Genomic DNA, 21,759 nt, shown 5'->3' on the forward strand with positions numbered 1-21,759 from the left:
CGTAGATCAGCGCAACGGCAGCTCGACATGCACCTGCCAGTCACCCTGGTCCGGGCCGGTCCGCGCCCGCCCGCCGAGCAGACCCGCCCGCTCGCGTATGCCGCGCAGACCGCTGCCCCGCCCGGGCCCCGGTATCTCGGCGGTGAGCGGATTGCGCACCTCCAGGCCGAGGGCGCCGTCGGTCACCTCGATGCGCACCCGGACGGGGACGGCTCCCGCGTGCCGCAGCACATTGGTCAGCGACTCCTGGAGGATCCGGTAGCCCTCGCGGGAGACCGGACCGGGCACGGTGTCCACCGGGCCGGTCAGTTCGGCGTCGATCTTCGCCCCCGAGACCCGGGCCGACTCCAGCAGCCGGTCGGCGTCGACCAGCGTCGGCCGGCTGCTCACCGGCCGCTCCGACTCCCGCAGGATGCCCAGGACACGTTCCAGATCCTCCAGCGCGGCCCGGCCGGTCTCCTCGATGGCGCCCAGCGCCCGGTCGGTGAACGCCGGATCACCCGCCGCGCGGGCCGCGCCCGCCTGCACGACCGCCACCGTCAGGGCATGGCCGATGGAGTCGTGCAGCTCCCGCGCGATGCGGGTGCGCTCCAGGAGCCGCTCGGTTCGCTCCTCGAGGGCGGCGAGACGCTCCGCGGCGGACGGGCCGAGGAACCGGTGCGCGAGCACGGTGATCAGCTCACCCAGGCCCACCACGGCCGCGTACAGCGCGACCAGCGGGAGCGGCACCAGGAGGGCGTACGCCCAGTGCGGTGACGCCTCGGCGAGCACCGGGATGTCGTGCTGCACTCGTCCACGAGCGGTCTCGACCAGGCCGTACGACAGCAGCGGCAGCCAGACGGTGACGGGTCCCGCCACCCATCCCAGAGCCAGGCGCACTTCCAGCCACAGCACGGTCCGCAGCCGCTCGCGCCAGGTCGCCGACGGCTCCACGGAGATGACGGAGATGTCCGTGGCCCGCTCGCCCGGCGTCAGCAGCAGCCGCGCCTGCACGCCCTCGCCCATCCGTACGGCCGGGATGAGTCCGACCGGGACCAGTACGAGCGCGGGCACCCACGGCTTCGACATGTCGATGAACATCCACACGCTGACGAACAGCATCGGCACCCACAGGTGCAGCAAGCGCGTGTACGTCGTCCCCCGGAGCAACGGGCGCAGAAGTCGGGCCATTTCGCCATCGTGCCAGCCGCCACTGACAACGGGCCTCCCCCGCCCGGGGGAGCGGAACTCCACCGGCGGGGGAGGCCCTGACCCCGCCCCGGCGGCCAGGCTGCTGCCATGACCAGCATCGACGTCCAGGACCTCACCAAGGAGTACGGCTCCCGGCGCGCCGTAGACCACCTCACCTTCCGCGTCCCGCCCGGCCGGGTCACCGGTTTCCTCGGCCCCAACGGCGCCGGCAAGTCGACGACCATGCGACTCGTCCTCGGCCTCGACCGGCCGACCTCGGGAACCGCCACGATCGGCGGCCGTGCCTACGCCACCCTCCACGAACCCCTGCGCCACGTCGGGGCCCTGCTCGACGCGCAGGCCGCGCACGGCTCCCGCACCGGCCGCGACCACCTGCGCGCCCTGGCCGCGAGCAACCGGATCCCGGACCGCCGGGTCGACGAGGCGCTGGAGGAGACCGGGCTGGCGTCGGTCGCACGCCGCCGGGTGAAGACGTACTCCCTGGGCATGCGCCAGCGGCTGGGCATCGCCGCCGCCCTGCTCGGCGACCCCGAGGTGGTCCTGCTCGACGAGCCGTCCAACGGCCTCGACCCCGAAGGCATCATCTGGATCCGCGCGCTGCTGCGCCGGCTCGCGGGGGAGGGACGCACGGTCCTGGTCTCCAGCCACCTGATGACCGAAACCGCGTCCTTCGCCGACCACCTCGTGGTCCTCGGCAAGGGCCGCCTGCTGGCCGACACCCCGCTGCGGGAGTTCATCCACGCGCGCGTGCGGCCACGCGTACGCATCCGCACGACGGACGCCACCGCCCTCCGGAGCGCTCTCGCGGGGCACGGCCACGAGGCGGTGCAGCACGAGGACGGGCACTGGACCGTCACGGGCGCACACACGGACGACATCGGGCGCCTCACGTCTGCCGCCGGCGTACCGATCCTCGAACTCGCCGCGGAGGAGGCCACGTTGGAGCAGGCCTACCTCGATCTGACGGCGACGCAGACCGAGTTCAGCGCACAGACCCAGGAGGCCTGATCATGGAGTTCGCGGCACCGAAGGCGGGCACGGCGTTCACGCCCGTTCTCCGCTCGGAGTGGATCAAGATCCGCACACTGCGGTCGCTCGTCGGCGCTCTGGGCGCCGTCCTGCTCGCCACCACCGCGTTCTCCGCGCTCGCCGGTCTCGACAGCGACGGCGACGGCGCGGACTTCGATCCGCTGTTCTCGGCCTTCTTCGGCGTCAACTTCGGCCAGATCGCGGCGATCGCGTTCGGTACGACGGCCGTGGCGTCCGAGTTCCACGGCGGCGGCCTGCGCGCCACCTTGGCCGCGGTGCCGCATCGGGGCCGGTGGTTCGCGGCCAAGGCGACGGCGATCGCCGCACCCGTCCTGGTGGTCGGTCTCGTCACGGGTGGCCTGAGCCTGGCGGTGGGCCGGGCCGTTCTCGGCGCCGAGGCGGACGGGCTGACGTGGCGCGAGGGACTGCGCGGGGTGGTCGGCTGTGCCGTCTACTTCATGCTGATGGCCCTGCTCGCGGCCGGTGTCACCGCCCTGCTGCGCAGCGGTGTCGCCACGCTCGGCATCCTGATCCCGTTCCTGCTGATCGTCTCCTTCGTGGTCGGGGACATGTCGGGCAGCGTCGCCGACTTCCTGCCCGACAAGGCGGGCCAGGTGATCTTCCACGCGACGTGGGACGGCTCCCTCGGACCGTGGTCCGGGCTCGCCGTGACCGCCTTGTGGGCGGCGGCCGCGCTGCTGGCGGGAGCGTGGAGTGTGCGTAGGCGGGACGCCTGACCTCGCTGGATGGAGGACCGCCCGCCCATTGTCAGTGGGGGCCGGTTTACTGGAGCACATGGACAGTGGGAACTACCTCGCCAGGATCGACTCGCTGTGCACCCGGGATCTGGCCGGGGAGCACAGCGGGTCGGACGTGTTCATGGCGGGATCCGGATATTGCATCGTGTCGCTGGAGGTGAGTCATGAGCTGCGGACGGAGGACGCGTCGCGGCGGGTGCGGACCGAGGCGGAACTCCACGCCCTCAAGGAGGACATATCGCTGATGCTGAACGCCCGTTGGGGCGAGCAGCATCCCCTGTGGTGGATGGGGACGATCGTGGTGCGCATCGATCGGGGCGAGGTGATAGCGGAGCCCTGGGCGACGGTCAGTACCCTGGTGGACGAGCTGCATCTGTGGCAGCCGGAGGGCAAGGGCCGCTGGATCGCCATCGGGGTCGCCGACCGGGACGTGGACGACGAAGTCCACCTGCTCGCCGTCGTCACCGAGACGGACCCGCCGTGGGGGCCTGCTGTGACGGCCTGCCGGTGATGTGTGACGGACCCGCCGTGACGCGTCAGGCGTCCCCGGCCGCCTCGCGCAGCCGCGCGAACTCCGCCGCCATCGTCTGCGCTGTCCAGTGCGCGTTCAGCCCACTCGGGTTGGGCAGCACCCACAGGCGCGTCTCCCCGATCGTCCGCTCCTGCGGCCCCACCTGGGCTTTACGGTCGTCGAAGGCGGCCCGGTATGCGGTGACCCCGACCACGGCCAGCCACCGGGGCCGCAGCCGTGCCACTTTCAGCGCCAGCAGCCGCCCACCCTCCCGGTACTCCTCGGCGCTCAGCTCATCGGCGCGCGCGGTCGCCCGCGCCACGACGTTCGTGATGCCGAGGCCGTACGACAGCAACTCCCGCTGCTCCGAAGGCTTCAGGAGCCGCGTCGTGAAACCGGACAGGTGCAGCACCGGCCAGAAGCGGTTGCCGGGACGGGCGAAGTGGCGGCCCGTCGCGGCCGTCATCAGCCCCGGGTTGATGCCGCAGAAGAATCAGCTGAGCTGGGATACGGCAGGTCAGAGCGGCGCCGATCCCCTGACCTGCAACGCAGCATGCGTGTTCGGGGAGTTCGCTGCGTCTTCGTGTAGTACGGCGCAGAGATTTGCATGATCGTTTTCCCATCGGTTTCCCAGTTTCCCGCCTGATCGGGCGGGGAGGCGGGAAACGCGAGCGGGGCGTCACAGGGGCCGGAGGTCAGCAATGGCCTCCGGCCCCCGGCCGAGTACTGCTGGCCAGTCCTGAGCGACGTGAAGGAGCAACTGGCGGTGCTGCATTCGAGCAGGTACTGCTGGGCGGCCGAGGTGCAAGGTCCCACCGGCCTGAGCGAGTCGGCCCCGGTGCCACGGCGCCAAGACAATGGCCCAGTACGCTGATGCAGTCCCTCGCCGCGGACTTCCAGCTCGACGATCAGCGCGACCAGAGCAATGAGCCCTTTTCAAGCTGTGGTGCCTGACCGCGAGTTGAACTGTCCTGCGCAACGACGAAGTTCCTGGCGGACACGGGTTCTCGACCAAGATCACCCGTGGCCGCCAGGAGCTTCGCGTGCTTGTCCGGCCCTACCCTTGCCGAGTACCTCATCCAGGCAGGTGGGATCGGGTTTGGGTGTTGGCCGGGGCCGGTCGAGTCGCTGGTATCGCGCGGCGCCGGTTGGCGCGGGATGATGATCGGTCGTGCTGCTGAGACTGGCGTACCTGGGTGTGGCGAACGCGTTCGTGATGCTGCGGCTGCTGCCGATGAGTGACCGGGAGAAGGATGTCGAGGTCCTGGGCTTGTGCCACCGGATCGGCGTTGTGGAACGGCAGCTGAACGGGCAGCAGGTTCGGTTCCACGCGGGCGACCGGGTGTTTTTGGCGTCGCTCCTTCATGGCCTGCCACGGGAGGTGCTGCGCCGGATGCGGCTGCTGGTGCGGCCGGACACGGTACTGCGCCGGCACCGTGACGTCATCGCGCGCCGACACGCTTCCCAGTTCCGGCCGAAGTGCGGAGGCCGGCCCCGCGCCGTGCACTCGGTCCGGGCGCTGGTGCTGCGCCTGGCGAGGGAGAATCCACGTTGGGGTTATCGGCGCCTGCACGGTGGGCTGCTCGTACTCGGGGTAGAGGTGGCAGCATCCATGGTCTGGGAAATCTTGGAGGAGGCCGACGTCGGCCCGGCGTCCGAGCGGGCCTCCAGCAGCTGGGCGGACTTCCTGCGCTCCCAGGCCGACGCGCTCCTGGCGTGCGATTTCTTCGAGGCCGTCACTCTGTCCGGGGCGGCGCACCCCCGCTTGTACGTGTTCGCCGTGATCGAGCACGCGAGCCGCCGGATCCGGGGCGTGACCGCGCCCCCGACCGCGTCCTGGGTGGTCCAGGCTGCGAAGAGTCTCGTCATGGACATCGAGGACGTCGGCTGCCGGGCTCGCTGTCTGGTCAGGGATCGGGACGGGACGTCCCCACGGCCGTTCGACGAGGTGCTCAAGGACGCGGGTATCGAGGTGGTGCTCGGCGGCGTCCGGATGCCGCGCATGAACTCGGTCATGGAGTGGTGGGTGCGGACCTGCAGGCGAGAGCTGCTGGACCGTACGTTGATCTGGAACCAGCGCCATCTCCTGCGCGCCCTGCGCGAGTTCGAGACGTTCTATAACGAGCACCGGCCGCACCAGGGTCTTGCGAATGCCCGCCCTCTCCGCTCGCTGCCCGCTCCGATCGAGGACCCGGACCGGATCGCCCATCTGGACATACGACGGCGAGCGCGACTCGGCGGCACCCTCCACGAGCATCAACATGCCGCCTGACCAGCATGGAGGAGGTATTCGGCAAGCGCAGATGTCCCGGGCGCCGGCCACGCCCGTGCTCAGCTCGGTGAGTTCGCGGCGCACGTCGTCGTGCTCGGCGGTGCCGACCAGCGCCGCGGACAGCATCTGCCCGACGGGATCGGTGTAGGCGTGCTCGCCGCGGTGTACCGCACCCGGTGGAGGTTGACGACGTCCCAGGCGCGGTTGTTGGACTCGCGCACGGCGACGGTGGCGTCGCGGGTGGCCTGGAGCGAGCGGAGGACGTCGACCACGTCGTGGCCGGCCAGGTGCTTGAGGACCTTCGCCTCCAGCAGCGCCGGGTCGCTCGGCCGGGAGGTGTCGTCGTCGTGGTGCCAGTCGCAGTCGTCCAACGGGCAGGCGAAGCAGGGCCAGAGGTCCAGGGCCGCGCGGCTGTAGTGCGGGGCCTGCCCGTGGTCGGCTTTCCACCAGCCAGCGTGCTTCGCCGCCTGGAGTGCGGTGGTCGCGTCGCTCACGTCGGGAACCTCAGTCACTCGGGGGAGGGAAGGCCGACGAGGTGGCGCGGCGGCTCGTCGTCGCCGTAGGCCAGGGCGAGTTGGTGGATGGCAGCGGTGAGGCCGGGCAGCAGGGTCCGCGCGCCGCTCTCGTTGGGCAGGGTGAAGCCCTCGAGGTCGAAGTTGAGCCCCCACGCCTGCAGGAAGCTGTCGTCCCGCCGGGCCTGGGCGGAGGCCGCTGCGTACAGGTCGAGGATCCGCAGTACCGCCTTGCGCAGCTCGGTCGCCTGGTCGGCCGGGGTGTTGGCGATCGTCTCGCGCAGCCAGGCGGCGGTCTCGGCCGTCCTGTCCGGCAGGGGCTCCGTCACTGTGTCTCCATTCGCTTCGCGGGCTGTGTGCGTCCTCGGCGTCAGCCCGTGAGCTGTCGACGGATCTCCGCGCGCTTGGGGGTCTCCCAGCGCGCGAGGTAGTCGGGGTGTTCCCTCCACTCTTCACCGGCGGCGGTCAGGTGGTCCCAGGCGAGCGCGGCCTGCTCGATGTCTCCTTGCTTCAGGAGGTCCAAGACGTATGCGGTGGTGCCCGTGACCGCAAGCTTGTTGGAGTTCGAGATGCGGCAGAAGCGGGCGATGGCGTCGCCGTCCATGGTGGCCGCGTGCTCCTCGTCGGCGCGCTCAAGGATGAAGGCGTACAGCGCCTGGACGTCGTCGGCGGTGGGCACGGTGACAGCCATCGAGTGACTCCCCTCTCAGGGCCGCTCACACAAGCAGCCTCGGATAAGGGAATTTATACGAGGGTGATGGTCAAGCGTCGTCGGCAGTGTCTGCGGCGGCTATGGCTGGAGTGTAGGGCGGTGGCTGCAGCAGCCTCACCGGCTCCTGGTCGTTCGTTCGTTCCCACCACAGGCCCTGGGCGTCCAGGAGCTGCATGGTCACACCTACGCTTTCGCCGTTCTGCAGGGGCGAGAAGACTAGCGTGCCGCCGGGCTCGACCATCCGGTGCGAGACAGGCAGTTTCACGCGGCCGCCCGGCCCCAACTCCCCTCCGGGCCAAGGCACGGAGGCTCGACTCCGCACCGCGAGGAATTTCCACTCCCCGTCCGCCTCCTGGACCTTCGCCGTGACCAGCAACCTCGATATGGGCAGCAGGCTGTGATTCGTGATCAGCAGCCTCGCGTCGGATACCCCCGTGAAGGTAACCAGCCGCGCCTGCGCCGCCTCCTGATCCCGCCGCTCGGCATCACGTTGGCGCCCGTCCCGCATGGCGACCCACAGGGCGACGCCGGTGGCTGCGAAGGTCGCCGCTGCGCCGGCGATGCTTGAGCCAACCGACCACCAGTCCGTCATGCGTTCCCCCGCCTCGTGTCCCTCAATGCCATGTTCCAGACCGATCTCACTGCCGGGCTGCGGCATCGTCCGGCAACGCCGCCTCGGACCGCAGCGTCCTCAGCTCGGCGATCGCGCCGGCGCGGCGGCCGTCGTCGGCCTTCTTGCCTGCACGGCGTCGCCCGATCTTGCGGTACTTCTCAACCTGCTCCGTGCTGGACCAGTCGCCGGTGATGTCCTTGATCTCTCCAGCGGAGTAGCCGAGCCGCCCAAGGTCGGCCGGGACACCTGCGCGCCACCCGTGCGACGTCGCGTTGCCCTTCACGTCCAAGTCGGCGCGCTGCGCCATGCGCTTGGTGATCTCGTTGATGGCGTGCGGGGTCAGGCCCCAGCCCTTGTTGCTGACCGGGTCGAGGTTGTCCCCCTTGTTGACGCGGCGCAGCAGCGGCATGTGCGGAGCGCCCTGGCCGCGCTTCTTCAGTTCGTCAATCCACTGCCGGATATCCGCGACCGCCTCCGGGTCGTCGATCTCGTACTCGCGGCCGTTGTCGTTCTTGTCGTTCTTCGACGTCCACTTCCGTACGACCAGCAGGCTGGGCCCCACGTCCTCCACGGAGGCGATGCGGAACTTCGCTAGCTCCGAACGACGGCCGCGGCAGTAGTAGCCGAGGTGTCCGATCACTTTGTCCCGCAGGCCGGCCAGGGTGTCCGGGCAGGCGGCGAGCATCTGCAGGCGGCGCTCCATGTCCAGGGGTGGCGCTTCCCGGGGGGTGCGGCCGGCCTCTCGCTGCTCGTGCCGCGCGTCCGCATAGATCTTCAGCGCCTTGGCGGTGGGCGGCCACTTCTCGTGCCCGGCCCGGGCGTTCATGTCGACGATCGCTGCGATCGACAGCCGGATCGTGTCGTGCCCGACCTCCTGGCGCCGCAGATGGGACACGTAGGAGACGAGGTTCGCCTCCGTGGTGCGCGGCCCTGGCCGGCGGCCCCGCGACGCACACCAGTTGGCGAACGCCTTGAAGCGGGAGTCGTAGGTCTCCCGCGTGTTCTCCCGGCCGGAGTTGGCCAGGTCTTCCTCCGCCTCGTCGGTGAACAACTCGTTGATGTCGACCTCGCCGTCCGGCAGGGACGGCAGCGCGTCGCTCGGTACGACGATTTCGGCGTCGACAACTCCTTCTTGGGGGACGAGATCGGTACTGGGCATGGGGTGCTCTCCGGGCTGGGCAGGGAGACGCCGGCTGCCCCGTTCCAGATGGGGCGCTGGCGCAGTGTATGGGTGAGGTACCGCATCGGCGTCGATCGGACGCCGTGATCAGGCACACGGGTGAAAGGGCAGGCACCCGATGTACCTTGCGGGCCGGACCGCGAGGCACGGTCAGGTCCGGGTTCGTTTCGTGTGGTCGGTGAACTGGGCGTCGAGCCGGTCGGCGTCCTCGATGAGCCGGTCCGACAGCACCAGCAGGGTCCGCGCGTCCAGATCGCTCTTGCGCCGCGCCTCCTGCTGCCACTGTTCGGCCATGGCCCGCATCATCGCTGTCACTCCGTCCCCGGCGACGTACAGGCGGCCCGAGTCGTCGGTGCCGGCGTCCAGCAGGGCAAAGTAGTCCGCGCCTGCCTCGTCCACCCGGTCGCGGCCTGCTGGGGCCTGATCAGGGTCGGGGCGACCGCCACGGTTCCAGGATTTGGTCACGACTCGCTCCACTTCAGCTCGGCGGACTGGCCCAGACACCTGCCGCAGATTCTCTGCTCCGTCTCCCACGGGCGGAACGGCCTGAAGCAGCTGTCACATTGATGGAGGCCCGGGACGGCGGCGGCACACCGGAAGCAGAAGTTCACCGGGTCGTCCGGTGCGGTGGCCAGCCGAGCCCCCGCCACGAGACTGTCCTCTTCGCAGTCCGGGCAGGTCTCGGTGGCCATCTGTCCGTACACGTCACCCTCAGGGTCACGGCGCAGGACCAACAGGCTGTACTCGAAGGCTGCATCGTACGGAGGATGGGAGGAACCGCAGAACAGGCAGGTGAAGGTACGGAACTCGGGGGCGCCCGGGTCAGGTCGAAAGGCCCATTGGCGGCAGTAGGGGCAGCACACGGTCTGATCGAGGTAGGGCGCCAGCTCACTACGCAGGCGTTGCATGCGCTTCTTCACGAAGCCCTGGATCTCCGTGAGACCGAAGCGGATGTGCTCCATGTCGACCCACGTGCCCGCTAGTTCGGACTCTGAGAGCGCCGGCAGCAGTTCGTGGTCGAGGAATCCGATCAAGAAATCGAGGACCTCGGCGGCCTGGCTCTCCACTGCTCGCGCGTTGGCCGCCTGCCCGATCAGGCCATAGTGCTGCAGTGCGTTGCGATGGTTCGCCAGCTTCGACAGGGCACTGCTGTCCTTGTCGCTGATGACGACCTGGGCGATGTCTTTCAGGCGTTGCACGGTCTCGTCCGGGCTGCAGCTCTTCAGCGAGCCGTCTTCCAGCCTCGCCCGCTTGGCCTGGCCCGGCTCCTTGAAGACCAGCGACCAGTGCTCGATCTGGAGACGGGCCTTGAGGAGCACCTCGGCGCCAGCGGCGAGGTGGAGGACGGCGTACTTCAGGTCCCGCGCGCTGACCTGCTCGGTGCCGGCCTCCAGGTGGTCGACCACGCTGACCAGATAGTCCAGGCCGTTGGTGATCGGTGGGAAGTACACCTCGCTCCCGGGGGCCTCGACCTCTCGGCTCGGCTCAGCTCGCCGCGGCCGCCGGGGGGCGCCAGGTCCGCGCCAGCTACTCGTGTTGATCACTGCGGTCCCCCGCTCATCCACTCCTCGGCCCGGCGCCTCCAGTGCAGGGGGCAGCCGGGGAACTGCGCGGCGAGCTCGTACAACGGCGCCAACGCCTCGTGCAGCGCCGGGCTTTGGCTGTGCCCGGCGGCCAGGCCGTGGGCGAACCCGGTCCGGGAGGTCAGCAGGCCGCCCACCGCACGCAGCAGTGCCCGGGTGGCCGGAGCAGCCTCCGGTGCCTGCTCGGCGTCGGCCTCGACGAAGCGGTGACGCAGGTATGCCGTCAGCTCCCCGATCTCGGCCGTGGACGTCACCGGCATGCAGGCGGCCGGGTTCACCGGGGCGACGTCCCTGCTGGCAGTCAGGTCCTGGGACGGGTTGGGCAGGCGGCTCATGCGTCCGGCTCCGTCCACAGGGCGGCGGTCACCTCGAGCGGCAACTCCTCACCCCGGCGGGCGAGTTCGTCGGCGAGCCGGACGCGCTGCCTGGCGGGCCAGCGGGCCACAGTCTCGGCGAGTGCCTCGCTCAGCGGTCGGGCCCGCCGCCGCTCGGCGACCACCGCCACTTCGGCGGCGTCCATGTCCGGGTAGCCGATGCCGAGCAGGTGGATGCCGCCCAGCAGTTCGTGCATCGGGGCGTACAGCCTCGCGTCGGCCTCCTGGCGACGGGCGCGGGGATAGCGGCGCCGGGCAAGGAATAGGTTCAACGGATCGGCATCCAGCTGTACTTGGGCCACTGCCTCGGGTGTCGGCGGCTGGTTTTCGACGATGTGCGCGTCGACCGTGTCCAGTACGCGGGCGGCCAGGGTGTGCAGGGCCTGATCGTGTTCGGGCCCCCCGTCGACGGTTGCCTGCTCGCGCACCTGCAGCGCGTGGCGCAGCACGCCGGCGCGGTAGACGAGCCGGGTGGCGCGGGCGCTGAAGGTGCGCAGGAGAGTTGGATGCACGGCCAGGAGCCTAGCCGGAATCACCTTCCATAAGGACAGTTATGGAAGGTGATTGACCCGGCCAGGCCGTCATGTCATCTGCGGAGCCCGTCCGTTCATCCGCCCGAGTGACCCGTCGGGCCGCCTTCAAGATCCAAAACGGCTGTGCGCCACTCTGGCGGCCCGGGAGCCGCTGCGAGGTCGCGCCCATTCCGGCGACTCCGAGTTCGGGCGCCCAAGGCGCCGCTCTGGAGGCCGATTTTCGGCGAGTCCACAAGAAGTTGGTCTACAAGGTCTCGCGACGATTACCGCGGCCGCCCTCCAAGGAGCCGCGGTGCGGCCGACGATACGATCCCGGCGCCAAGGCGGACCAGGCTGCTTGCCACGACCTTCTTCGAACGAGCGGATACACAGGAGGCGGCTGCGCAGTGGCTCGGTCTGCCCTTCAGTACGTACAGACGGCACTTGGCGCAAGAGGTTGACAGAAAGCGGAGCGCTCCCTGAGTGAACCGGTTGGGGGTAGCCGCCGTTGTCACCTGGCGGCGGGACCGTCCGGCCGGACACTTCGCGTGCCTGGCCCGGCCGACCGACACGCGGATCCGTCCGCGGATGGGCAGAGCCGATCCGTATGGGATCACTCAACCTCTCACGCAAAGGTAGCTATATGACCGCGGTGTTCGTTCATGGTGTGCCCGAGACTGGTCAGGTGTGGGACCGGCTCCGGGCCCGCCTCTCGACCGACTCGACAGCCCTGGACCTGCCCGGGTTCGGCGTGCCGCGTCCCGCCGGGTTCGGCGCGACCATGGACGAGTACGTCCGGTGGCTGGAGCGGGAGCTGCGAGAGATCGACGGACCGGTCGACTTGGTCGGGCACGACTGGGGCGCCGTGCTTGTGGCGGGGATGGCGACGAACTCCTCTGTTCCTGTGCGGAGTTGGGCCATAGATGTGGCAGGCGTACTCCACCCCGAATACGTCTGGCATGACCAGGCCCAGCTCTGGCGGACGCCGGGAGCGGGGGAGCAGTGGGCGACGGCCGTGGTCGAGGCCGCCCCGGGAAGCCCGGCAAGCCCCGCGGTGGGGCTTGCCGAGGCCGGTGTGCCCGCCGAGGACGCCGCGGCGATGGGCGAGAAGCTCGACGCCACCATGGCGGAGTGCATCCTGGACCTCTACCGCTCGGCGACGCCCAACCCGCACGCCTACTGGGAAGCCGGACTGTCCGCCCCCGCCGCCCCCGGGTTGGTGATCCAGGCCCCGCTCGACCCCTACGACGACCTGGCCACCTCCGACGAGATGGCCGCCCGCCTCAAGGCCCGCACTCAGCGCATCGAAGGAGTGGGTCACTGGTGGATGCTGGAGGACCCTGACAGCGCGGCCGCCGCGCTGGAACGGTTCTGGGCCGCTGTCAGCGAAGGCTGACGGCCACGGCGGGCCGTGCAACTGTCCACTGCCACTGCTGCTGTCCACACGTCACGCCGACGGTCCCTGTGCCACGCCGACGGTCCCTGTGCCACGTCGGCGGTTCCTGTGTCACGTCGATACGACGTAGCCGCCGTATGAGCGGCACCGACCAGCCGACGGGCCTGCGAAGTCAACAGCTCCGGTGCCCCGCATGGGCGGCACCGATCGACGGAAGGAAAGAGAACACTCAATGGTGCACACGTTAGTGCTGGGCGTCGGCCCGACGGGCCTGATGACGGCGATGATGCTGGCTGTGGAGGGACATCGGGTCACGGTGCTCGACCGTGATCCCTCCCCGCCGAAGGGCGGGGCCGAGGAGATATGGAGCGGCTGGAAGCGGCCCGGCGTCCGCCAGTTTCCGCAGCCCCATCTGCTTCTGCCGGGCGGCTACCGCCTACTGGCGGCCGAGTTTCCCGCGGCGGTGGAGCGCCTCATCGGCCTGGGGGGAAGCCGGTTCAACATGATATCCGGGGCCTGGGACGTGGGAGAGACCGGCGGCCCGCAGCCGGGCGACGACCGTTTCGAAACCGTGGCTGCCCGGCGGCCCGTGCTGGAGGCGGCCCTGCTGGCCGAGGCGGAGCGGACTCCCGGCATCACCGTGCGACGCGAGGCACAAGTCACCGGACTGCTCACCGGGACGGCCCGCAATGCGGGGCGCCCGCACGTGACGGGTGTACTGATCCGGGGCGGTGAGCAGGTGGAGGCGGACCTCGTGATCGACGCGTCCGGCCGCCACTCGCAGGTGGCCGCGATGCTGGCCGGCATCGGTGCCACACCGCACGAGGAGCGGGCGGAGGCGGGCCTCCGCTACTACACCAGGTACTTCCACTCGGCCGACGGCATGACACCCCGTCCGACACCGTCGCCCATATGCCACCACAACAGCGTCACTATCGGCACCGTTCCTGCCGACTCCGGCACATGGTCGGTGACGCTGGCGACCTCCAGCCGCGACCAGGAACTGCGCGGCCTGGCCGACATCGACGCGTGGCACCGGGCGATGAAGCTGTACCCGACCGAAGCCCACTGGGCCGAGGGGGAGCCGATCACCGGCGTGACCGCGATGGGCGGATTGGGAAGCACCTACCGTCGCTTGGTGGTCGACGACCTGCCCGTGGCCACGGGGATTGTGGCGGTCGGCGATGCCTGGGCCTCCATCAATCCCGTGTTCGGCACGGGCATGACCATGGGCTTCCGGCATGCCGCGCTGCTGCGGGACACGCTGCGCATGGTCGGCGCCGACGATCCGGTGGAGCTTGTCCTGCGGCTCGACGACGCCACCCAGAAGAACCTTGCGCCCGTGTGGGAGAGCATCGCCGCGTGGGACCGGCACCGTCTGGCTGAGATCGACGCCGAGATGCGGGGCGAGGCCTACAGCACCGACGACAACGACTGGAATGTGGACGTCGCTTTGAACATCGCCCGCTGGAAGGATCCCGCCATCGCGCGCGGCCTCGTTGACGTGGGCGGCATGCTGGCCACTCCCGAGGAGGCCCTGGTGAAACCCGGTTTGGCGCAGAAAGCCGTCGAACTGGCCGCGGGCGCCTCCCGCTACCCCCACCCCGGCGCCACCCGCCAGGAACTGCTGGCCGCCCTGGCGAACGACTGACACCGGGGCAGGTGCGCAGGCGACGGCCTGAACGGCCTTTGTCCGCGTGCGGCGCCACGTCGGGCTTGTGGGCGCCTGCGCCCAACGCCTGCGCAGGTACGGTGCCGGGTGGGCGCCGAGGGTTCCCGTCAACGCTGCGCGGAACCAGGCGAGTTCCGCTCTCCGTCCGACGAAAGCCGGATCCCGGCCGGCCACCAGGGTCCGGGTCCGGCCGATCAGTCCACGAGGTGAGGAGCATGGCATGACAGGGCTGGAACGAGCGCTGGCGTTCTGCGAACGCTTCGGAATGCGACTGCCGGTGCTTCACGCTCCGATGGCGGGGTCTTCCCCTGTCGAACTGGCCGACGCGGTGGCGGAGGCCGGGGGAATGGGCGCCCGGGGCGCCCTGCAAGACACCCCGGATCGCATCGCGGCGTGGGTGGACCAGTTCCGCGCCCGGTCCAATTCGGAGGACCACAGGCGGCGCACCGACGATGCCCGGGCATTTCTCAGCCGTTTCGGTCCTCCTGGCGAAACCGCCCCGACGGACCCCCCGGTGTTCGACGAGCAATGTGAAGCCCTGCTCCGCGCCCGCCCGACCGTCGTCTCCTCGATCATGGGCCTGTTCGAGCCCGAATACGTACGACGCCTCCATGCCCTGGGCATCGCTTGGTTCGCCTGCGCGACCACCCTCGACGACGCTCTCGCCGCCCAGAACGCCGGCGCGGACGTGATCGTGGCCCAGGGCATGGAAGCGGGCGGTCACCGGGGCAGCTTCGATCAGGACGACGCCGACCACACCGACATCGGGCTGTTCGCCCTGTTTCCCTGGTTCGCCGACCACCTGCGCGTGCCCATCGTCGCCGCGGGCGGCATCGCCGACGGACGAGGGGTGGCCGCCGCACTCGCCCTGGGCGCCAGTGCGGTTCAGGTAGGAACCGCCCTGCTCCGGTGCCCCGAGACCGCAACCGCTCCGGAATGGGCCGCCGCGCTGAACGGCCTGGCACCGGACGCCACCCTGACCACCCGCGCGTACACCGGACGGTTGGCCCGGGCCGCACCCACCGCGTATCTGAAAGAATGGAGCGAACCTGGTGCACCAAGCCCTGCACCGTATCCGGACCAACTGCAACGCGTCACCCAATGGCGGCGAGGCACCAACGAGGTGGACCCAGCCAACCACTGGTCCGGCCAGAGCGCTGCCCTCGCCACCGACGAGCCCGCGGGCGAGGTCCTCACCAGGATGTGGCGCGAAGCCTCCATCCTGATCACCTGAACACATGGTGCGCGCGGCATCGGCGATGATGGCCGCGTCCCGGGCCACCTTGCAGCCGGCGTCCCGGGCGACGGCCGGCGGCCGGCGGCCGGCGGCAGGACGCGTGGGAGGTGATACGCCGACGGTGCCATCGGTGTCAGCGGCGGCGGACCGCGAAGCGCTCCACCGCGAGCGTGCCTCCGTCGATGCGGACGCCGAAGCCGTAGCGGTACTGTCCGCGAACCGTCGGATCGTCGAGCCGTGCGTAGCGGCCGACGTCGGCGGTGAACAGGTACTGCCAGGCGCCGTCGGCGGCCGCCGCGTACGCGGTGAGTTCGTCGCGGTGCATGACGCATGTGAGCCGGGCGTTGGGCCCGGGATAGCTGATCTTCCCATCGAGCTGGACGATGCGTTGGGCGGCCGGGTCGCCGTTGATCCTGACGTCCCAGCCGGTGCGCCCCTGCCGGTGGTTGTACCAGATCATCAGGTAGTTGTGTGCGTCCTTGACGAGCCCCGCTAACAGGGTGTCCTGGTTCGGCGCGGCGGCCCCGGCGTACGAGCGCCGGCTGACGACGACCGCGGCCGACGACGCGTCGGCGGCGCGATCCGAGCGCAACAGTGCGAAGGCAGGTGCCCCGTCGGCCGCCACGGTGAGCGCGCCACTGGTGGCCCGCACCGTCCCGGGACGTTCCTCCGGATCCGGTGCCAGCACTGTGAATCCGGGGAGCCCACTGTCGAACTCCTGCTCCAGGATCAGGTTCGGGAAGTTCTTGGGCGTGGGTTGTGGCGGCAGTAGGTCGACGTCGCGCAGGTGCCTGTCCAGGGCCGCTTGCAGTTGTCGCGTCTCGGCGGGCAGTTGGGCGGCGAGGTTGTCGGCCTCGCCGGGATCGGCGAGGAGATCGTACAACTCGGCCCGCCCGTCGTGCAGATGCCGCAGCAGCTTGTACCGGCCGCGGCGGACCGAGGCGGTGGGTGCGCCGGGGTCGTGCCAGTGCGGGTACACCCAGAACAGGTCGGTACGCCGCGGCGCCGCGCCGCCTGCCAGCAGGCCGGCGAAGCTGATGCCGTCCAGGTGTTGTCCCGGCGGCCTGGCGACGTCGGCGGTGTCGAGCAGTGTGGGCATGAAGTCGATGGTGCTGAAGGGGGTGTCGACGACCTGGCCGCCGGGTCCTGCCGGGTGGTAGGCGATCATCGGTACACGGACACCACCCTCGTACAGGGTCGCCTTGCTGCCGCGCAGCGGGGTGCTGGTCGCCACGGCGCTGTCGCCGCCGTTGTCCGACAGCAGCAGAATGACGGTGTTCCCGGCGATGCCGAGCTTCCGCAGTGTGTCCCGGATCGCGCCGACGCCGTCGTCGATGACCTCCAGCATCGCGGCGAGGACCGGGTTCCTGCCCGGCTGTCCGGCGCCCGGCTTCGCCGCGTACTTGTCGACCAGCGGCTGCGGCGCCGCCAGTTTCGTGTGGGTGGCGTAGTGCGACAGGTAGAGGAAGAACGGCTTCTCGTCGTCGTCGGCGCGGGTGATGAAGTCCAGTGCCTCCAGGTTGAGCCGATCCGTGGGACCACGGGTTCCCGGGCCGGTCACGCACTGGACCGGTGTAGGTCTCGCTCAGGTGCCACTTGCCGATCAGGCCGGTGCGGTAGCCGGCGTCGCGCAGCGTCTCCGGCAGGGTCTGGTGACTGGTCGGCAGAAAGTCGTCACCTGCGGCGCCGAGGAACTCCGTGATGCCTGCGCGCGCCGGGTTCTGCCCGGTCATGATGCTGGCCCGGGTCGGCGAGCAGACCGGTGCCGCCGCGTAGCCGGCCTCGAACCTGGTCCCGTCCGCGGCGAGGCGATCCATGTGCGGGGGTCTCGTTGAACGTGTTGCCGTAACAGCCCAACTCCCGCCGGGCGAGGTCGTCGATGAGAACAACGATGATGTTGGGCTTCGTCGCTGCCCCGGCGACGTCGGCGCCTGCCGCCGAGCCGACTGTGGCGGTGAGGTCGGCGGCGGCCAACCCCCGTAACACTGTGCGCCGGTTCGGCATTGCTGCTGTCATGGCGAGGACCTCCGGTCTGGTTACTGGTTCCGTGTTCCGCCGGCCACGCGATGGCCAGTATCTGAGGGTGATGTATTTGACGACGCAAACGGCTCACACCTGAGATCACGCGCTCGGTGGTTCGATCGCGTCATCCCCACCGGATCAGTCCGCTGTGCTGCGGGCGGCGAGGTGTTGGAGGTGGGCGACCGTGCCGTTGCGACGGGCGCGCCGCAGTCCGTGCTTGGCCATGAGGCCACTCGCGACGGTTGCGACAGTCCTGTTCGGCGGCGCGGTCAGGCCCTTGGACGTGTGGGGGGCGTAGAGGGCGCCTTCATCGGTGACGGTCAGCCAGCCGGTAAGGGTTCGCATGCTCAGTCCGACGCACTGAGGTTGGAATGCGTGGGCCAGGAATCCCGCTCGGCGTGATCCTGGTGGCAGTAGTCCGGGAGGTGCGGTGAGGCGCAACCCGCCCTCGTCGTGTCCGGTGACCTCCACCGGGAGGATAACGGGGTAGCCGTCGGCGCCCTGATAGGCCAGCAGGCGATGCGGGAGGGCGGCGATCTGTAGGGCGAGCGTGGGAACGTCTGTCCGTGGTGTGGTGCCGTGTTCGGGTGGTTGTTGTTCGGTGGGCGGTTGTGGCCAGGAGGGCCCGGTGACCGTTACTGGTCCATGAGCCGAAAGATCAGGCCAGGTGGCGATTCGTTCCACCCCGATGTCGACGAAGGCGCGCTCCTGGTGGTACTCGCGAAGCAGCCAGTCCCATGCCATGCCCCGCTTGGTTTTCCCGAGGAAAGGCTCGGAGGCGTCCATCAGCTGTGCCAGCCGCTGTGCCGGGGGCCGCAGGTCCACCGATGCGTTGCCCTGGGCGAGTATGTAGCAGCTGTGGGTGGCGAAACCATGCGCGCGTGTGTGGTAGGCGAGGGAGACGCGTGGGTTGCTCAGGATGCGCTCCAGTTTCTTCGGGAAGGCCAGCGAGGTGGTGAAGCTGACCTCACCCGTCGCCTGGTCTGCGACTCCTACCGGGGACACGCTGGTGACCACCGCGCCGCCGGCCGGGGTGAGGTAGGCGACCGCGACGGTCAGGTCGCCCTTGATCGCCTCGTGTGCCGCGTCGGGCCACGCGAGAGGGGAGTGCGTCATGAGCTCGTCCCTCGCAGAACTCGCAGGTCGGCGACCGCTTGGCTCCGCATGGAGGGAAGGAGCGCCCTCACCGGTTGCGGCATGTTCACGAACATCGACTCCACCTCGGCCGGTGTGCCCACCTCGTCGAGGAATCCGATCATCAAATGCCCGGCCACGGGCGGCGTCGTGGCGATCACCCGTTGAGAGAACTCTTTCCACTGCGTGGGCGTGATGTGGTCGTGCAGCGCGGGGAACAGGATCGGCTCCTCGTGGGTCAGGTGGTCGCGCACGCTGTCACGCACCTCGACGGCCGCCTCGCGGAGCGCGGGTCGGACATCACCGTTCATACTGTCCCGGCCCTGGCTGTCACCATGCCCGGTTGCCCCTTCGGCATCGCCGGCTCTCTCCGCCCCGGTCACGGCGGCAGCGGCGAGGCGGTCGAGTGCGTTGTCCAGACGTTCGTGTTCCTCGCTGAGCTTGTGGAGTGCGTGCTCTGTGTCCGGCGCGGCCGCCACGATCTGCGGCCACAGCAATTCGTCTTCCGTCTCGTGGTGATGGCGCAGGTTGACCACAAGGAAGTCCCGCAACTGCGCGAGTGACTCGGAAGGTATCGAGGGGCGGCCGGCGGCGTCGGCGAGCAGGCCGGTGGCCAGCCGGTGGGTCTCGTGGACGAGTCGCGTTTCCATGATCGCCATTGAGTCGTGGTGGGCGGCCGTTTCCATAGTGGAGAACCTTTCGTAGACAAGTGCATGTAGCTGATCCGTACAGATCTGCTCACTCGGTTCGAGGCCGGGGCGCGAACGGCGCTCGACGGTTGAGGAATCCGCTGTGTCGGCCGCTTTGCTCAAGCCGCTGGCCAGGGAGCACCTCCAGTCGCCTGCGGGAGTGGCGTGCAGCCCGCGGCGTTACGAGGAGGGCCAGGGCGAGCAGCGGACAACCCGTCGCGATCTTGGCGACCGCGAGCCGGCCGGAGAGAGCTGGCTGGACGGGCTCCTTGCGCACCCAACCCCAAAACGGTGATCGCCATGGCAACGCCGATGGCGACGCGGCTTCGCCTTCGGCGGGACTGCCGCGTCGGGCTGTTGGTTTCGGGCCTTGGGGACAGAGTGTGCTGACTCAGTCATGGTGTGGATCAACTTGCCTCGGATAAAGGGACGTTGGTCATGTACTGGCTGCGGCGTCGAGACTCTCGCTGCCTCGTGCCGCCTGCTGGAGCCGGGACCGGGCTACGGCTGTTCGCCGACCCGGGTTTTGGCGCCCGGGGCTTACGGCGGGTCAGCGCATGAACTCCTGAACTGCTCCTTCGCGGCGCGTGGATACCGAAGGCAGTGAACATCGGCGCGGCCGGGTGTGCACGATCCTAATTTTCAAGTTAAGGCGTCTGCAATGATTACATAGGATATCCGGTGTCGGGTAGGTTGCAGATATGCCAGAGCCGACCCGGGTCTATCGATCCAAGCGTCGCGAGCAGGGGGCCATCCAGACCCGCCAGGACATCCTGCGAGCGGCGCGCCATCTGTTTGTCACGCATGGCTATGCCTGCGTCACAGTGGCCGACATCGCGCGGTCTGCCGACGTCGCGGTGAAGACGGTCTATGCGAGCGTGGGCACCAAGACGGAGGTCCTGCATGCCCTCCTGGCTGCGGACGTGGCGGACTCAGGGGCCGACGACACCCTTGACGAAGTGCGCGGGATGCAGGACCTCTCGTCCGTGATCGCCTACGTGGCCCACAGCATCCGCACCAACACCGAACGCTTCGCGTCATCATCGATCGACCTGCTTCTCTCGTCCGCGGCGAGCGACGAGAAGGCGCGCGAGGTGTGGGACTACGTCATCGCGCAGTACCGTCAGGCGCTCCGGGGCATCGCGCAGCACCTGGTCGCGATCGGTGCCGTCGCTCCGCATCTGGACGTCGATGCAGTAGCGGATCGCCTGTGGCTCTGCTTCGGACTACGGGCATGGCGAGCTCTCGTTGTGGACTGTCACTGGAGCTACGACGCTGCCGAGCGCTTGCTCACCCGCCAGGCCATCACCCTGCTCGAGGACCCCGAGCCGCCGTAAGTAGTCGATACGGCCTCAACACCTGGCTCGCCCCTGACCTCCGTCGCAGCGTTCCTTCAGCGAGGGCGACCGCCGGGCATGGGTCGCCGAGGATTTCGGGATCGTAGGACAGTTGCCCAGTTACCGCGCCACGCTCGACCGAAGCCACGCGGCCGGGACGCCGTCGTCATCGGGCGCATTCGCTGGTCAAGCCGCTGTTGCGGCCCCTCGGGCATCCCGGAACGCAAAACACTTCAGGGTCGCGCACTTGCTCGCGTGTCACTTAGTGACGTACTGTCGCTTGAGGTCATTATGGAGGAAGGGTGGCCAGGCGCCATGACGACGCAGGAGCGCAGCGGGGGAGGGATGAGTGAGAAGCGGCGTGCGCGGCTGCGGCTGGAGATCTCCCGGGAGGCGGCGCGCCTGTTCTGGGAGCAGGGAGTGGCCGCCACGAGCGGCGATCAGATCGCGGAGGCCGTGGGACTGTCCACGCGCACCATCTGGCGGCACTTCCGCAGCAAGGAGAGCTGTGCCGAGCCGATCGTCATGCAGGGCGTTGTCACCCTGATGACGGTGCTGCGCAGCTGGCCCCGGCACAGTTCCCTCGAAGACCACCTGGCCACGGAACTGGTCAGATTCCGTCACGAGGCACCGCCCGTCGATCTTGCCGACGAGATGCTCGCGATGAAGATGATCCGGCTCGCCGACACCGAGCCCGCGCTCCGCACGGCGTGGCTGATGGCCTGCGACCAGACAGAACGCGAGATGTGCGTGATCATCGGTGATCGTCTCGAGCGCCCGTCCGGTGATCTGGAAGTACGGATGCACGCCGCGGCCTCCGCCGCCGTCGTGCGGGTGCTGGACGAGCACATCGGCACCGCCATCCTCGCCGGTGACGATCTCGCGGAGTTCACCGACGTGACGGCCCTCTCCCGGCGTCTCGCCCATGCGATCCGCACGGCCACCGGCGGAGTCGTCGGCGACCCCGTCGACTGAGAACACCGAGTACCGGCAAGCCCACCGACCGAACTGAAGCGAATCCAGGA

General features: G+C 69.4%; 23 protein-coding genes and 1 pseudogene. 9 read left to right on the forward strand and 15 right to left on the reverse strand.

Annotated features, from left to right (window positions below; translation table 11 throughout):
- Nucleotides 1–6 precede the first annotated feature (6 nt).
- Nucleotides 7–1,170 carry a histidine kinase gene (locus AB0I77_RS42505; RefSeq protein WP_363288215.1) on the reverse strand — a complete coding sequence of 388 codons (1,164 nt, stop codon included), beginning with the start codon at nt 1,168–1,170 and terminating at the stop codon, nt 7–9.
- A gap of 108 nt (nt 1,171–1,278) precedes the next feature.
- Here AB0I77_RS42505 and AB0I77_RS42510 point away from each other — a divergent pair, with 108 nt between their 5' ends.
- The 3 genes from AB0I77_RS42510 to AB0I77_RS42520 are packed head-to-tail and all read left to right on the forward strand — an operon-like array spanning nt 1,279 to nt 3,489.
- The gene (locus tag AB0I77_RS42510; protein ID WP_363288216.1) at nt 1,279–2,199 is read left to right on the forward strand and encodes an ABC transporter ATP-binding protein; all 921 of its coding nucleotides are present in this window, start codon (nt 1,279–1,281) and stop codon (nt 2,197–2,199) included.
- A 2-nt stretch (nt 2,200–2,201) separates the two neighbouring features.
- Nucleotides 2,202–2,957, forward strand: coding sequence for an ABC transporter permease (locus tag AB0I77_RS42515; RefSeq protein WP_363288217.1), 756 nt, complete (start codon nt 2,202–2,204; stop codon nt 2,955–2,957).
- Nucleotides 2,958–3,015: 58 nt separating this feature from the next.
- Entirely contained in the window at nt 3,016–3,489 is a 474-nt protein-coding gene (locus tag AB0I77_RS42520) for a hypothetical protein (protein WP_363288218.1), read from the forward strand.
- 25 nt (nt 3,490–3,514) lie between these two features.
- Here AB0I77_RS42520 and mug read toward each other — a convergent pair whose 3' ends face one another.
- Nucleotides 3,515–3,970 (reverse strand): G/U mismatch-specific DNA glycosylase, encoded by a 456-nt coding sequence (mug, locus tag AB0I77_RS42525; protein ID WP_363288247.1) that lies wholly within the window; start codon nt 3,968–3,970, stop codon nt 3,515–3,517.
- A 690-nt stretch (nt 3,971–4,660) separates the two neighbouring features.
- Here mug and AB0I77_RS42530 point away from each other — a divergent pair.
- A complete protein-coding gene (locus AB0I77_RS42530; RefSeq protein ID WP_363288219.1) occupies nt 4,661–5,761 on the forward strand; it encodes an integrase core domain-containing protein in 1,101 nt (366 codons plus the stop codon).
- A 59-nt stretch (nt 5,762–5,820) separates the two neighbouring features.
- On the opposite strand, the gene AB0I77_RS42535 is transcribed toward AB0I77_RS42530, so the two are convergent.
- The 9 genes from AB0I77_RS42535 to AB0I77_RS42575 all read right to left on the reverse strand — a co-directional run bounded on the left by AB0I77_RS42535 (nt 5,821) and on the right by AB0I77_RS42575 (nt 11,247).
- Nucleotides 5,821–6,255 (reverse strand): hypothetical protein, encoded by a 435-nt coding sequence (locus tag AB0I77_RS42535; protein ID WP_363288220.1) that lies wholly within the window; start codon nt 6,253–6,255, stop codon nt 5,821–5,823.
- Between the two features lie 14 nt (nt 6,256–6,269).
- Nucleotides 6,270–6,602: a hypothetical protein gene (locus AB0I77_RS42540; RefSeq protein ID WP_363288221.1), complete on the reverse strand. Its 333-nt coding sequence runs from the start codon at nt 6,600–6,602 to the stop codon at nt 6,270–6,272.
- A gap of 41 nt (nt 6,603–6,643) precedes the next feature.
- Complete coding sequence (locus AB0I77_RS42545) at nt 6,644–6,964, reverse strand: hypothetical protein (protein WP_363288222.1); 321 nt, start codon at nt 6,962–6,964, stop codon at nt 6,644–6,646.
- A 70-nt stretch (nt 6,965–7,034) separates the two neighbouring features.
- Nucleotides 7,035–7,643, reverse strand: a complete 609-nt coding sequence (locus AB0I77_RS42550; protein WP_363288223.1) for a hypothetical protein — start codon at nt 7,641–7,643, stop codon at nt 7,035–7,037.
- Complete coding sequence (locus AB0I77_RS42555; protein WP_363288224.1) at nt 7,624–8,757, reverse strand: tyrosine-type recombinase/integrase; 1,134 nt, start codon at nt 8,755–8,757, stop codon at nt 7,624–7,626. Before AB0I77_RS42555 ends, AB0I77_RS42550 begins: the two co-directional genes overlap by 20 nt.
- 171 nt (nt 8,758–8,928) lie before the next feature.
- A complete protein-coding gene (locus AB0I77_RS42560) occupies nt 8,929–9,243 on the reverse strand; it encodes a hypothetical protein (protein WP_363288225.1) in 315 nt (104 codons plus the stop codon).
- Complete coding sequence (locus AB0I77_RS42565; protein WP_363288226.1) at nt 9,240–10,229, reverse strand: hypothetical protein; 990 nt, start codon at nt 10,227–10,229, stop codon at nt 9,240–9,242. Before AB0I77_RS42565 ends, AB0I77_RS42560 begins: the two co-directional genes overlap by 4 nt.
- An 89-nt stretch (nt 10,230–10,318) precedes the next feature.
- Entirely contained in the window at nt 10,319–10,696 is a 378-nt protein-coding gene (locus AB0I77_RS42570; protein ID WP_363288227.1) for a hypothetical protein, read from the reverse strand.
- Nucleotides 10,693–11,247, reverse strand: a complete 555-nt coding sequence (locus AB0I77_RS42575; RefSeq protein ID WP_363288228.1) for a hypothetical protein — start codon at nt 11,245–11,247, stop codon at nt 10,693–10,695. Before AB0I77_RS42575 ends, AB0I77_RS42570 begins: the two co-directional genes overlap by 4 nt.
- Before the next feature lie 643 nt (nt 11,248–11,890).
- On the opposite strand from AB0I77_RS42575, the gene AB0I77_RS42580 reads away from it, so the two are divergent.
- The 3 genes from AB0I77_RS42580 (at nt 11,891) to AB0I77_RS42590 (ending at nt 15,549) form a co-directional block, all read left to right on the forward strand.
- Nucleotides 11,891–12,643 carry an alpha/beta hydrolase gene (locus AB0I77_RS42580; RefSeq protein WP_363288229.1) on the forward strand — a complete coding sequence of 251 codons (753 nt, stop codon included), beginning with the start codon at nt 11,891–11,893 and terminating at the stop codon, nt 12,641–12,643.
- Nucleotides 12,644–12,875: 232 nt separating this feature from the next.
- Nucleotides 12,876–14,294 (forward strand): hypothetical protein, encoded by a 1,419-nt coding sequence (locus AB0I77_RS42585; RefSeq protein WP_363288230.1) that lies wholly within the window; start codon nt 12,876–12,878, stop codon nt 14,292–14,294.
- 241 nt (nt 14,295–14,535) lie between these two features.
- On the forward strand, nt 14,536–15,549 hold the full coding sequence (locus AB0I77_RS42590; RefSeq protein WP_363288231.1) for a nitronate monooxygenase: 1,014 nt from the start codon (nt 14,536–14,538) through the stop codon (nt 15,547–15,549).
- A 136-nt stretch (nt 15,550–15,685) separates the two neighbouring features.
- Here the strand turns inward: AB0I77_RS42590 and AB0I77_RS42595 are convergent, their stop codons facing one another.
- The 4 genes and pseudogenes from AB0I77_RS42595 to AB0I77_RS42610 all read right to left on the reverse strand — a co-directional run bounded on the left by AB0I77_RS42595 (nt 15,686) and on the right by AB0I77_RS42610 (nt 19,520).
- Nucleotides 15,686–17,113: a sulfatase-like hydrolase/transferase gene (locus AB0I77_RS42595; protein ID WP_363288232.1), complete on the reverse strand. Its 1,428-nt coding sequence runs from the start codon at nt 17,111–17,113 to the stop codon at nt 15,686–15,688.
- Nucleotides 17,114–17,189: 76 nt separating this feature from the next.
- Nucleotides 17,190–17,369, reverse strand: a pseudogene (locus AB0I77_RS42600) (sulfatase-like hydrolase/transferase); the annotation flags it as partial.
- Between the two features lie 343 nt (nt 17,370–17,712).
- Entirely contained in the window at nt 17,713–18,690 is a 978-nt protein-coding gene (locus AB0I77_RS42605) for a hypothetical protein (protein ID WP_363288233.1), read from the reverse strand.
- A complete protein-coding gene (locus AB0I77_RS42610) occupies nt 18,687–19,520 on the reverse strand; it encodes a hemerythrin domain-containing protein (protein ID WP_363288234.1) in 834 nt (277 codons plus the stop codon). The genes AB0I77_RS42605 and AB0I77_RS42610 overlap by 4 nt, the downstream gene beginning before the upstream one ends.
- Before the next feature lie 578 nt (nt 19,521–20,098).
- Here AB0I77_RS42610 and AB0I77_RS42615 point away from each other — a divergent pair.
- Together AB0I77_RS42615 and AB0I77_RS42620 are read left to right on the forward strand one after the other, a co-directional pair.
- Complete coding sequence (locus AB0I77_RS42615) at nt 20,099–20,734, forward strand: helix-turn-helix domain-containing protein (RefSeq protein ID WP_363288235.1); 636 nt, start codon at nt 20,099–20,101, stop codon at nt 20,732–20,734.
- Nucleotides 20,735–21,049: 315 nt separating this feature from the next.
- Nucleotides 21,050–21,709, forward strand: coding sequence for a helix-turn-helix domain-containing protein (locus tag AB0I77_RS42620; RefSeq protein ID WP_363288236.1), 660 nt, complete (start codon nt 21,050–21,052; stop codon nt 21,707–21,709).
- The last annotated feature ends 50 nt before the right edge of the window (nt 21,710–21,759 follow it).

Source organism: Streptomyces sp. NPDC050619 (genome assembly GCF_040654815.1).
In the GTDB taxonomy this organism is placed as follows: domain Bacteria; phylum Actinomycetota; class Actinomycetes; order Streptomycetales; family Streptomycetaceae; genus Streptomyces.